The 12,149-nt window shown below is 65.6% G+C and carries 9 protein-coding genes; 5 read left to right on the forward strand and 4 right to left on the reverse strand.

What is annotated here, in order from left to right:
• The first annotated feature begins 637 nt into the window (after positions 1-637).
• Both purL and DYI42_RS21125 read left to right on the forward strand, forming a co-directional pair.
• Positions 638-2,797 carry a phosphoribosylformylglycinamidine synthase subunit PurL gene (gene purL, locus DYI42_RS21120; protein WP_213548728.1) on the forward strand — a complete coding sequence of 720 codons (2,160 nt, stop codon included), beginning with the start codon at positions 638-640 and terminating at the stop codon, positions 2,795-2,797.
• 64 nt (positions 2,798-2,861) lie between these two features.
• On the forward strand, positions 2,862-3,362 hold the full coding sequence (locus tag DYI42_RS21125) for a hypothetical protein (protein ID WP_213548730.1): 501 nt from the start codon (positions 2,862-2,864) through the stop codon (positions 3,360-3,362).
• Here the strand turns inward: DYI42_RS21125 and DYI42_RS21130 are convergent.
• Positions 3,353-4,492, reverse strand: a complete 1,140-nt coding sequence (locus DYI42_RS21130; RefSeq protein ID WP_213548732.1) for a pyridoxal phosphate-dependent aminotransferase — start codon at positions 4,490-4,492, stop codon at positions 3,353-3,355. The genes DYI42_RS21125 and DYI42_RS21130 overlap by 10 nt on opposite strands.
• 125 nt (positions 4,493-4,617) lie before the next feature.
• Here DYI42_RS21130 and DYI42_RS21135 point away from each other — a divergent pair, with 125 nt between their 5' ends.
• Positions 4,618-5,367: a DsbA family protein gene (locus DYI42_RS21135; RefSeq protein WP_213548734.1), complete on the forward strand. Its 750-nt coding sequence runs from the start codon at positions 4,618-4,620 to the stop codon at positions 5,365-5,367.
• An 85-nt stretch (positions 5,368-5,452) separates the two neighbouring features.
• Here the strand turns inward: DYI42_RS21135 and ispG are convergent, their stop codons facing one another.
• From ispG to hemA, 3 genes are all read right to left on the reverse strand, one after another.
• Positions 5,453-6,586, reverse strand: coding sequence for a flavodoxin-dependent (E)-4-hydroxy-3-methylbut-2-enyl-diphosphate synthase (gene ispG / locus DYI42_RS21140; RefSeq protein ID WP_213548736.1), 1,134 nt, complete (start codon positions 6,584-6,586; stop codon positions 5,453-5,455).
• Between the two features lie 117 nt (positions 6,587-6,703).
• Positions 6,704-8,422: a helix-turn-helix domain-containing protein gene (locus tag DYI42_RS21145; RefSeq protein WP_213548738.1), complete on the reverse strand. Its 1,719-nt coding sequence runs from the start codon at positions 8,420-8,422 to the stop codon at positions 6,704-6,706.
• A 207-nt stretch (positions 8,423-8,629) separates the two neighbouring features.
• Positions 8,630-9,847, reverse strand: coding sequence for a 5-aminolevulinate synthase (hemA, locus tag DYI42_RS21150; protein WP_213548740.1), 1,218 nt, complete (start codon positions 9,845-9,847; stop codon positions 8,630-8,632).
• A 235-nt stretch (positions 9,848-10,082) separates the two neighbouring features.
• On the opposite strand from hemA, the gene DYI42_RS21155 reads away from it, so the two are divergent.
• Together DYI42_RS21155 and DYI42_RS21160 are read left to right on the forward strand one after the other, a co-directional pair.
• On the forward strand, positions 10,083-11,459 hold the full coding sequence (locus tag DYI42_RS21155; protein ID WP_213548741.1) for a M20/M25/M40 family metallo-hydrolase: 1,377 nt from the start codon (positions 10,083-10,085) through the stop codon (positions 11,457-11,459).
• Positions 11,456-12,149, forward strand: a 694-nt coding sequence (locus DYI42_RS21160; protein WP_213548742.1) for an alpha/beta fold hydrolase, incomplete at its 3' end; no start/stop codon positions are given. The genes DYI42_RS21155 and DYI42_RS21160, both read left to right, overlap by 4 nt.

The following is a 12,149-nucleotide window of genomic DNA, read 5'->3' on the forward strand; positions in this document are numbered from 1 at the left end:
CCCCACGGAGACCCCAGCAGAGATTCCGCCCCCGCCGCCCAGCGAACCCGCATGTGCAGGTACAACCAGTGCGAGCACACAGAGGGCCGATGCCAAACCGCGTTTGGCTGTTTTAGCGTCTGCAAAATATAGCATTTCTATCCTCCAGCTATGCGTTGCCGTCCACCCTCCGTGACAAAGATCATAACACGAAACTCGCCTTTTCGATGTGTCTGGAGACATTTTTGCCCGTTCCCTGCCACGGCCTAGCGCTCTGCAACCTGCAATTGTTGTGTTAAATATGCGGCAATTTAGCAGCCAAATAAGGGCAATGGATGCAGTCCTTAACGAGGTAACAATCTTGTGGAAAACACTCTGTTTCCAAATCGATAACACCCTGATTCAATGGATAATTCTAACGCTGGCGTGAGTGCGCGTGAGCCGCAAACGCGCAACGTTCCCATTGCAAGGCCGCTTGGAACCCCACCGGAGAATCAGCATCTCCGCCCCGCATACGCCGCCCCGCGCGGCTCCCGGGGACGCCGGATCAAGGCCCGCGCGGCCCCGAAAGCACAGCTGCCCCGATCATCACACAAATTGCGCCTTTCCCTCCCACGGCCCTTTTCTTAAAAGGCGCGTGAGCATCAGGGGAGCCTCCATGACCGAACCCGCCATCACGCCCGAACTGATCGAAGCCCACGGCCTGAAGCCCGACGAATACGAGCGCATCCTCGAGATCATCGGGCGCACCCCCAGCTTCACCGAGCTCGGCATCTTCTCGGCCATGTGGAACGAGCACTGCTCCTACAAATCCTCCAAGATCCACCTGAGGAAGCTGCCCACCGAAGGCCCCCAGGTGATCTGCGGACCGGGCGAGAACGCGGGCATCGTCGATATCGGCGACGGGCAATGCGTGGTCTTCAAGATGGAAAGCCACAACCACCCCTCCTACATCGAGCCCTATCAGGGCGCGGCCACCGGCGTTGGCGGCATCCTGCGCGATGTCTTCACCATGGGTGCCCGCCCCATCGCCGCGATGAACGCCCTCTCCTTCGGGGAGCCGTCGCACCCGAAAACCCGCCAGCTCGTCAACGGCGTGGTCGAGGGCATCGGCGGCTACGGCAACTGCTTCGGCGTGCCCACCGTGGGCGGCGAGGTCCGCTTCCACCCCGCCTACAACGGCAACTGCCTCGTCAACGCCTTCGCCGCTGGCCTCGCCGACACCGACGCCATCTTCTACTCCGCCGCCTCCGGCATCGGCATGCCCGTGGTCTACCTCGGGGCCAAAACCGGGCGTGACGGCGTCGGCGGCGCCACCATGGCCTCCGCCGAGTTCGACGACACCATCGAAGAGAAGCGCCCCACCGTTCAGGTGGGTGATCCCTTCACCGAAAAGCGCCTGATGGAGGCCACGCTGGAGCTGATGCAGACCGGCGCCGTCATCTCCATTCAGGACATGGGCGCAGCGGGCCTCACCTGCTCCGCCGTCGAGATGGGCGACAAGGGCGGCCTCGGCATCAAGCTCAACCTTGATGCCGTGCCCCAGCGCGAAGAGAACATGACCGCCTATGAGATGATGCTCTCGGAGAGCCAGGAGCGCATGCTCATGGTCCTCAACCCCGAGAAAGAGGCCGAGGCCCGCGCCGTTTTCGAGAAATGGGATCTCGACTTTGCCATCGTCGGCGAGACCATTGCCGAAGACCGCTTCCTCGTGATGCACGGCAACGAAACCAAGGCAGACCTGCCGCTGGCCAACCTCTCCGGCTCGGCCCCTGAATATGACCGCCCCTGGGTCGAAACGCCCCCGGCGGCAGAGATGGACCCGGTCCCCGAGATCGACGCCATCGACGGCCTCAAATCACTCATCGCCTCCCCTAACTACGCCCACAAATCCTGGGTCTGGGAGCAGTATGACACCATGGTGATGGCCGATACGGTCGTCGCCCCAGGCGCGGGCTCCGGCGTGGTGCGTGTCCACGGCACCGAGAAGGCCCTCGCCTTCACCTCCGATGTCACCCCCCGCTACGTCAAGGCCAACCCTTATGAGGGCGGCAAGCAGGCGGTGGCCGAGGCCTACCGCAACCTTTCGGCAAAGGGCGCCCTGCCGCTGGCCACCACCGACAACCTCAACTTCGGCAACCCCGAGAAGCCCGAGATCATGGGCCAGTTCGTCGGCGCGCTGAAGGGCATCGGAGAAGCCTGCGCCGCGCTTAACACCCCCATCGTCTCCGGCAACGTCTCGCTCTACAACGAGACCGATGGCCAGGGCATCCTGCCCACCCCCACCATTGGCGCCGTCGGCCTGCTCGACAACCTCGACCAGCTGATCGACGGCACGGCCCGCGCCGGCCATGTCGCCCTGATGATCGGCCCCGAGGGCGCCCACCTCGGCCAATCCGCCCTGCTTGCTGAGGCATTTTCCCGCGAAGACGGCGACGCGCCTCATGTCGACCTCGCCGCCGAAAAGGCCCATGGCGATTTCATCCGCGGCAACGCGCAATTCATCGACGCCTGCACCGACCTCGCAGATGGCGGCCTTGCCCTTGCCGCCTTCGAAATGGCCGAAGCCGCTGGCGTGGGCGTGCAGATCGACGCGGCGGGCAACGGCCCCCTCTTCGGCGAGGATCAGGCACGCTACCTCATCGCCTGCTCCTTCGACAAGGCCGAGGCGCTGATGGTCGCCGCAGGGCAAGCGGGGGTGCCGATCCACACCGTCGGCAAGTTCGGCGGCGACACCGTCACCCTGGGCGGCAGCTCCGCCCCGCTCTCCGATCTCTCCGAAACCTATCGCAGCACCTTCGCTGCAAATTTCGCGTGACCCGCCCCATTTTCTTGCCGCAAATACTCCCGGGGGTGCGGGGGCAGCGCCCCCGCTCCAACGCATGAGCGACCTGCCAGACCTCACCCCCGATTGCTCCCGCTGCGCCGCGCTCTGCTGCATGGCGCTGGCCTTCGACGCGGGCGAGGATTTCGCCATCGACAAACCCGCCGGACTGCCCTGCCCCAAGCTGGAGCGCCACCTTTGCTCCATCTACGAAGACCTTGAAGAGGAAGGTTTTTCCGGCTGCGCCCGCTACACCTGCAACGGCGCGGGCCAGCGGGTGACGCAAGAGGTGTTCGAGGGCAAAAGCTGGCACGACGAGCCCGAGCTGGCTACGCCCATGTCAGAAGCCCTGCGCCAGATGAAAGCGGTGCACGAGGCGCTGGAACTGCTCGCCATGGCCGAAAATCTCGGGCTGGAAGACGAAGACGAACTCACCCGTGACGCCCTTCTCACCGCGCTCTCGCCCGAAGACGGTTTCACCCCCGAAACCCTCGCCGCCACAGGCGACACCCTCAAGCGCGTCCCCGCCTTCCTCGCGACCCTCCGCGATTACATCTGAGGCACGATCTCGATCAGCCGCCGCAGCCCCTCGGCAATATCCGCCTCGCTCCGGGCATAGGAAAACCGCAGCCACCTCGCCCCCCGCGCGCTATCGAAATCCAGCCCCGGTGTCATCGCAACACCCGTCTTTTCAAGGATTTGCTGCGAGAACTTCAAGCTATCGTCGGTCATCTCCGACACATCGGCATAAACGTAAAACGCCCCGTCCGGCGGCGCAAAGCGGGTGAACCCGGCCTTGGGCAACCCCGCCAGCATCGCCGCGCGGTTCCGGGCATAGACGGCCCGGTTGGCCTCCAGCTCTTCCTCGCAGTCCAGCGCCGCCAGCGCGGCGACCTGCGCCACATGGGGCGGGCAGATGAACATGTTCTGCGCCAGCCGCTCATAGGTGCGAATGTCGGCCTCCGGCACCACCATCCAGCCCACGCGCCAGCCGGTCATCGAGAAATACTTGCTGAACGAATTGATCACCACCACATCATCCGTCAGCTCCAGCGCGCTCACCGCCCGGTCGCCGTAATGCAGCCCGTGGTAAATCTCGTCGCTCACCACCGAGGCGCCCACTTCCCCGGCCCGCTCCAGCAACGCGCCAAGCGCACCCCGGTCCAAGATGGTCCCCGTCGGGTTGCCCGGACTCGCCAGGATCAGCCCCGAAAGCCCCTCCGGCACATCCTCCGGCGCAGGCTGCATCCGCGTCGCCAGCCGCGCCTCTATCTCCACCGGCTGCAAGCTCAACGCCCGCAGGATCTGCCGGTAACTCGGATACCCCGGCGCCCCCAGCCCTACCTTCTCGCCCGCCTCGAACAGCGCCGTAAACGCCAACAGAAATGCCCCCGAAGAGCCCGTCGTCACGATCACCCGCTCCGGGTTCAGCTCCACGCCATACCACCGCGCATAAAGCCGCGCGATCCCGGCGCGCAGCTCCGGCAGCCCCAACGCCACCGTGTAGCCCATCGGCCCGGCCTCCAGCGCGGCCGCCACTGCTTCCCGCGCCCCCTTCGGCGCAGGCGTGCCCGGCTGGCCCACCTCCATGTGGATCACAGAACGCCCCGCCGTCTCGGCCGCCCGGGCCGCCTCCATCACATCCATCACGATGAAGGGATCAACTTCGCTTCGCCTTGAAACCCGCATGCCAGCCTCCTTAACCTGTCGTCACCACTATCAAGCGGCACCCTGCCGTCAATGCCGCGCGCGCTTGCGGCCCCGCCCCAACCGTGCCACACCCGCGCACGACCGAAAGCCAAAGGACGACGCCCATGTTTCGCGCCCCCCTTCTCGCCGCTGCCCTCGCCCTCACCGCCCTGCCCGCCGCCGCCTTCGATGCCTCCAGCATGACGGATGCCGAGCGCGAGGCCTTCCGCGCCGAGATCCGCGCCTACCTGCTCGACAATCCCGAGGTGCTGATGGAGGCCATCAGCGTGCTCGAAGAGCGCCAGGCCGCCGAACAGGCACAAGGCGACGTGGCACTGGTCGCCGCCCACGCCGATGCGCTCTTCAATGACGGCTATTCCTACGTCGGCGGCAACCCCGAGGGCGACATCACCATTGTCGAGTTCATGGATTACCGCTGCGGCTACTGCAAAAAGGCCTTCCCCGAGGTCGAAAGCCTGATCGAGGGCGATGGCAACATCCGCTTTATCGTCAAGGAATTCCCCATCCTCGGCGAGCAATCTGTGGTGGCCTCCCGCTTTGCCATCGCCACCCTCCAGGTGGCCGGCCCCGAGGCCTACAAGGCCGTGCACGATGCGATGATGCAGCAGCGCGGCGAGTTCAACGAGGCGTCGCTGCGGTCGCTCGCCGAGCAGGCCGGAACCGACCCCGAGCCGATCCTCGCCGCGATGGAAAGTGACGAGGTCAGCGCCGTCATCGCCGAGAACCACGCCCTGGCGCAGGCCATGCAGATCACCGGCACGCCCACCTTCGTGCTCGACGACCAGATGCTGCGCGGCTACGTGCCGCTCCAGGCGATGATGGGCATCGTCGACGAAGTCCGCGGGTCCAAGTAGCGTAACGGAAAAATCTTCCCGAAGATTTTTCCGCCATCGCCGAAGAATTTTCAGAAAATTCTTCGGCTCCCCGACCGGCCCGAACCTACTCCGCCGCCTCGGCTCCCGCCTGCTCCCGAGCCTCGATCTCGGAGGCCTTGGCTTCCACCTCACGCACGATGTGGTCGATCATCTGATCGTTGCTGATCTTGTGGTCCTGCTTGCCCGCCAGGTAGACCATGCCATGCCCGGCCCCGCCGCCGGTGAAGCCCACATCCGTCATCAGCGCCTCGCCCGGCCCGTTGACCACGCAACCGATGATCGAGAGGCTCATCGGCGTCTTGATGTGCTCCAGCCGCTTCTCCAGCACCTCGACCGTCTTGATCACGTCAAACCCCTGCCGCGCGCAGCTCGGGCAGGATATGATGTTGACGCCCCGGTGCCGCAGGCCCAGCGACTTCAAAATCTCATAGCCCACTTTCACCTCTTCCACCGGATCGGCAGAGAGGCTCACGCGGATCGTGTCGCCAATGCCCATCCAGAGCAGGTTGCCAAGGCCGATGGCGCTCTTGATCGTGCCGCTCGTCAGCCCGCCCGCCTCGGTGATCCCGAGGTGGATCGGCGCATCGGTGGCCTCGGCCAGCTGCTGGTAGGCCGCCGCGCTCAGGAACACATCCGAGGCCTTGCAGCTGATCTTGAATTCATGAAAATCGTTGTCCTGCAAAAGCTTGATATGGTCGAGCCCACTCTCCACCATCGCCTCCGGGCAGGGCTCGCCGTATTTTTCCAGCAGGTGCCGCTCCAGCGACCCGGCATTCACCCCGATCCGGATCGAGCAGCCGTGGTCCTTCGCCGCCCGCACAACCTCCTTCACGCGCGCCGAATCCCCGATGTTGCCGGGGTTGATCCGCAGGCAAGCCGCGCCCGCCTCGGCGCTCTCCAGCGCCCGCTTGTAGTGAAAGTGAATGTCCGCGACGATCGGCACAGGGCTTTCCGCCACGATCTCCTTCAACGCCCGGCTGGAGGCCTCGTCGGGCACGGAAACCCGCACAATGTCTGCCCCTGCCTCGGCACAGCGCTGCACCTGCGCGATGGTGGCCTTCGCGTCGCTGGTGTCGGTGTTGGTCATCGTCTGCACCGAAATCGGCGCACCGCCCCCTACCGGCACCTTGCCCACCATCACCTGGCGGCTTTCGCGGCGATAGATGCTGCGCCACGGGCGCACTTCGTTGATCGACATGGGGCCTCCGGAGGTTCGCGCGTCAGGCCGAGAGATAGGCCGCACGCCCCCGCCCGGCAATGCGAGATTTCAACGCGGGCCGTAGGGTGCGCATTCATGGCGCACCTTTGCCAGACGTTACTCCGAAACCAGCGGCCCGTTCTCCGCCACCATCACGCTTTGCAGCGCCGGGTCGCGGCTGAGGTCGGCGACGGCGAGGCTCTCTGTCGCCCCCTCGGCAGAGAGCGCGAAGTTCGAAACCACCTCGCCCCGGCTGCCAATCGGGCCATAGGCCTGGCCGGCGGCCACCACGTAGACAGAGCCCGCATCGCCGGTGCGCAGCGTGGCCGCCACCTCGGCCTGCGGCAGGGTGTAACGGTCGCCCGGCTGCATGGTGCGCTCATAAATCGTGGAGCCATCGGCGGCGCGCACCCGAACCCAGCTCGGGCGCACGGCCACAAGCTCCACCACCGGCTTGCCATCGGCGGTCACCTTGGGCGCATTCGCCACGATCGCCTCGGCGGCAGCGCGCAGCTCCTCGTAGTTTTCCGGCGCGTTCAGCGGCTTCTGCGGCGCCTCGGCCAGAACGCGGTCCAGCGCGCCATCGCGGCCCGCATCGGCCACGGTGAAGGCGTCACGCAGGGCGTCGCGGTCCAGCGCGAGGTCCGACACCACGTTGCCGCGCGGCCCGGCGGGGCCATATGTCTTGCCGTCCATCGCGAAGTAGACAGCCCCTGCCGCGCCCGTGCGCAGCACCGCCACATCATCCGATCCGGCCTCGCCCTCGGGCACGATCCAGCGTTCCCCGGCGTTCAGTGTCTTCTCGAACAGGATGTTGCCCTCGGCGTCCTGCACCCGCACCCAGGCCGGGGCGGTTGCGAAGAGTTCCAGCACATCGGCGCTGGCCAGCTCGGTGCCATCGTCGCGGTGCACCTCGCCCGTCGTCCCGGCCACCAGCTCGGCGCCCGGGGCGGAGCCTGCGGCTGCGCCCGGCGCCAGCGCGCCCTGGGTGGAGGGGTCAAGCGCTGCAATCGGCCCGTCCCGCGGTGTCATTACCGGGGTGTCGAGCGCCTGCGGGCGATAGAGCCTGTCGAGCGCATCGGGCGTCGCGGCGGCCACGCCTGCATATTCCGGCGCGGGGGTATCAGTGAGTGTGGGGGCGGCCAGCGGGTCGATATCGGCCACCACGCCCGGGGCCTCCTCCACCGGCGCGACCGATACGCGCTGCACCTGCTGGAGCACGGCCCAGCCGCCATAGCCCACCGCCCCGATCAGGGCGAGAAGCACCAGCGAAGAGCCGATGGCCCCCGGCTCGATCCGCGAAAACATGCTGTCCCCGCGCGGGGTGAAGGTGACGTTCGGCTCCGCAAAGGGATCACGGGCACCGGCCACCCGGGTCACCGGGCGCGACTTGGGCTTGCCCGCCTGCTTCGGCCCGCCGCCTTTCAGCCGTGTGAGCATGCCCCCAAGGGCACCATCCGCGGCAGCCGTCGCTTCCTTGGAGACCTTGCTCGCCTCGCCCTTTCGGCCGTTCTGCTCCAGCCCCGAGAGGGTGGCAAAATCGGCCTCGCGGCAGAAGGTCTCGAAGGCCCATTCCGGGTCCAGCGCAAGGTAGCGGGCATAAGAGCGGACGTAACCGGCAATGAAGCCGGGCGTCTCGAAGGCACTCGGGTCAGAGTTTTCGATGGCAGCGATGTAGGTGGCCTTGATCTTCAGCTCGCGCTGCACGTCCAACAGACTCTTGCCCATGGTCGCGCGCTCGCCGCGCATGATGTCGCCGAGCTTGAGATCGAAATCGTCAAAACCCTTCGGAGGCGCTTCCTCCGCGTCCGGCTTTGGCGTCCTGCGCCTGATCATGTGGCCTGCCCCGTGCGCATATACAGATTTATCCCCAAGACCTACGGCGATTCGTGCGCTTTCCGCCTAGATCACATTCAGATTACCATGATGCTAAGGTTGATGCACTTGCAGAAGCGAGAACCGGAGGCTTCTTGCCGAAACGGAACCGCCAACTGTGCATCATTTCAGGGCATGTGCAGGAACATGCCCAATTCGTGCCCAGGCTCAGGCCGAGAGCTCCTGCCGGTTCAGCTCGCAGTGTTTCCACAGCCCGTCCATCGCTTTCACGAGGCCGTCGATCATCTTGGGATCATGCACCGGCGAAGGCGTGAAGCGCAGCCGCTCGGTGCCGCGCGGCACGGTGGGGAAGTTGATCGGCTGCACGTAAACGCCGTAATCGGCCAGCAGCATGTCGGAGATCATCTTGGTGTGCACCGGATCGCCCACGATCACCGGCACGATATGGCTACCGTGGTCGATGATCGGCAGGCCGAGCGCCTTGAGGCGGGTCTTCAGGATGCGGGCGTTGGTCTGATGCTGGTCGCGGATCGTCTGATCCACCTTCAGATGCGCCACGCTCGCGGCAGCCCCGGCGGCCACCACCGGCGGCAGGCTGGTGGTGAAGATGAAGCCCGGCGCGTAAGACCTTACGGCATCACACATTTTTTCGCTCGCGGCGATATAGCCACCATGCACGCCAAAGGCCTTGCCCAGCGTGCCGTTGATGATGTCGAGCCGGTCCATCAACCCGTCGCGCTCCGCCACGCCGCCGCCGCGCGGGCCATACATGCCCACCGCATGCACCTCGTCGAGGTAGGTCAGCGCGCCGAATTCGTCGGCCAGGTCGCAGATGTCCTTGATCGGGCCAAAGTCGCCATCCATCGAGTAGATCGACTCGAAGGCGATCAGCTTCGGCGTTGCCGGATCGTCGGCGGCCAGAAGCTCCCGAAGGTGCGCCACATCATTGTGCCGGAACACCCGCTTCGCCCCGCCATTGCGGCGAATGCCCTCGATCATCGAGGCATGGTTCAGCTCGTCGGAATAGATGATCAGGCCGGGCAGCAACTTCGGAAGCGTGCTCAGCGTCGCGTCATTGGCGATATAGGCCGAGGTGAACAGCAGCGCCGCTTCCTTGCCATGCAAGTCGGCCAGCTCGGCCTCCAGCCGCTTGTGATACACCGTGGTGCCGCTGATGTTCCGCGTCCCGCCCGAGCCCGCGCCGGTGGCTTCCAGCGCCTCATGCATCGCCGCAAGCACCACCGGGTGCTGGCCCATGCCGAGGTAATCGTTGCCGCACCACACGGTGATATCCTGCTCGCTCCCGTCGGGCTTCATCCAGACGGCATGCGGAAACTGCCCCTGGCGGCGCTCGATATCGATGAAGGTCCGGTAGCGGCCTTCCTCGTGTAGCCGGTCCAGAGCGGAGTCGATGCTGTCCAGCATGTCAGCCTTCGAAGAGATGGGGCATGTCACGGGGCGCGTCCTCCTTGGTCCGCTCTGCAGCGTTCTGAAGTCTTAACAGAGCCATATCGTTTCGTGAATATATGGCGCCTGCGATATTTTGGCGCTTTGATCCAGATCACGTCATATTCACGAAAACCAAACGCTCCGGCGTGAATCCGCGCCGCTGGACAAGCCTTCCCGTGGTGTTACCTTCCGCCCCAACAAAGGAGCGCCCATGTCTGCCGATCCCGTCCTCGCCCGCATCGATTCTCAACTTCCCGACGCGCTGGAGCGGCTGATGGCCCTGCTCCGCATCCCCTCCATCTCCACCGATCCCGCCTATAAGGCCGACTGTGCAAAAGCCGCCGACTGGCTGGTGGAAGACCTCAAGTCACTCGGCTTTGAAGCCTCCAAGCGCGACACCCCCGGCCATCCGATGGTGGTGGCCCACGGCGGCCCTGAAGGCACGCCCCACCTCCTCTTCTACGGCCACTATGACGTGCAGCCTGTGGACCCCCTCGACCTCTGGGATCGTGACCCTTTCGACCCCGAGATCCAGGACACCCCCAAGGGCCGCGTCATCCGCGCCCGCGGCGCCTCCGACGACAAGGGCCAGTTGATGACCTTCGTCGAAGCCCTGCGCGCCTGGGTCGCCGAGCACGGCAGCCTGCCCTGCAAGCTCACCATCTTCTTCGAGGGCGAGGAAGAAAGCGGCTCCCCCTCGCTCATCCCCTTCATGAAAGAGAACGCCGAAGAGTTGAAAGCCGACATCGCCCTCATCTGCGACACCGGCCTCTTCGCCGATAGCGTCCCTGCCATCATCACCCAGCTGCGCGGCCTTCTGGGTGAGGAGCTGACCATCACCGGGCCGGACAAGGACTTGCACTCCGGCATGTATGGCGGCGCCGCGATGAACCCCATCCGCGTGCTGACAAAGATCCTGGCCGCCCTGCATGACGACGAGGGCCGCATCACCGTCCCCCACTTCTACGACGGCGTGCCCGAGATCGGGGATAACCTGAAGAAAAGCTGGGAAGCCCTTGGCTTCGATGAAAAGTCCTTCCTCGGCGATGTCGGCCTCTCCGAGCTTGCCGGCGAAAAGGGCCGCATGGCGCTCGAGCAGCTCTGGTCCCGCCCGACCTGCGAGATCAACGGCATCAAGGGCGGCTACACCGGCGACGGCTTCAAGACGGTGCTGCCCTCCAAGGCCAGCGCCAAGGTCAGCTTCCGCCTCGTCGGCGAGCAGGATCCTCACAAAATTCGCGAGAACTTCCGCGAAATGGTCCGCTCCATGCTCCCGCCCGATTGCACGGTCGAGTTTCACGGCCACGGCACCGGCCCCGCCGGCCACATGAACGCCAGCCACGCCGCCTTCGAGCCCGCCCGCAAGGCGCTCAGCGAAGAATGGGGCACCGAGGCCGCCTACGTCGGCTGCGGCGGCTCCATCCCAATCGCGGGCTACTTCAAGAGCATCCTCGATATGGACGCCATGCTCATTGGCTTTGGCAAGGATGACGATGCCATCCACTCACCCAACGAGAAATACGACGTGGAGAGCTTCCACAAGGGCACGCGGTCCTGGGCGCGCATCCTTGCCGCGCTCACCGAATGATCGGCCCCGACTCCACCGCCGAGATCGACGGCCTGACAATCGCCTACGAGGCCGGGGGCGCCGCAACCGGCCTCCCGCTCCTCTTCCTCCACGGGTTCCCGCAAACCCGCGCGATGTGGCACCCCATCGCCCCCACATTCGCGCAGAACCACCCGCTCATCCTCGCAGATCTCCCCGGCTACGGCGCCTCCGACAAGCCACAAGACCTCGCCCCCTACAGCTTCCGCAACATGGCCCGCCGCCTCCTGGCCCTCATGGCCCACCTCGGCCACGAGACATTCGCCGTCATCGCCCACGACCGCGGCGCGCGGGTCGCCCACCGCATGGCACTCGATCACCCGCAGGCCGTCGCCGCCGTCACGCTAATGGACATCGTCCCAACCCACACCCTGCTCTCCGACCTCAAGCTGAAGGTCGCCCAGAGCTACTATCACTGGTTCTTCCTCGCCCAGCCCGAGCCCTTCCCGGAATCCCTGATCGCCCCCGACCCGAACGCCTATTACGAATCCTGCCTGCTCGGCTGGGGCGCCGCCAAACTCTCCGATTTCCACCCCGATCAACTCGCCGCCGGGCACCACGAGCAGGTGCATGTCGCCCAGCTCGCCGAGGTTCAGGTCGTCCGGCGTGTCTGCGCCGTCCCAGGCAAGGGAGAACACCGCGAGGTCGCCGCGCAGGTCGATGTGGTCGAAG

Source organism: Vannielia litorea, assembly GCF_018424695.1.
GTDB classification, from domain to species: Bacteria; Pseudomonadota; Alphaproteobacteria; order Rhodobacterales; family Rhodobacteraceae; genus Vannielia; species Vannielia litorea_A.

Excerpts from the sequence above, each read along its gene's own strand:
- purL (WP_213548728.1), top strand. The coding sequence starts at position 638 with ATGACCGAACCCGCCATCACGCCCGAACTGATCGAAGCCCACGGCCTG.
- DYI42_RS21125 (WP_213548730.1), top strand. The coding sequence starts at position 2,862 with ATGAGCGACCTGCCAGACCTCACCCCCGATTGCTCCCGCTGCGCCGCG.
- DYI42_RS21130 (WP_213548732.1), bottom strand. The coding sequence starts at position 4,492 with ATGCGGGTTTCAAGGCGAAGCGAAGTTGATCCCTTCATCGTGATGGAT.
- DYI42_RS21135 (WP_213548734.1), top strand. The coding sequence starts at position 4,618 with ATGTTTCGCGCCCCCCTTCTCGCCGCTGCCCTCGCCCTCACCGCCCTG.
- ispG (WP_213548736.1), bottom strand. The coding sequence starts at position 6,586 with ATGTCGATCAACGAAGTGCGCCCGTGGCGCAGCATCTATCGCCGCGAA.
- DYI42_RS21145 (WP_213548738.1), bottom strand. The coding sequence starts at position 8,422 with ATGATCAGGCGCAGGACGCCAAAGCCGGACGCGGAGGAAGCGCCTCCG.
- hemA (WP_213548740.1), bottom strand. The coding sequence starts at position 9,847 with ATGCTGGACAGCATCGACTCCGCTCTGGACCGGCTACACGAGGAAGGC.
- DYI42_RS21155 (WP_213548741.1), top strand. The coding sequence starts at position 10,083 with ATGTCTGCCGATCCCGTCCTCGCCCGCATCGATTCTCAACTTCCCGAC.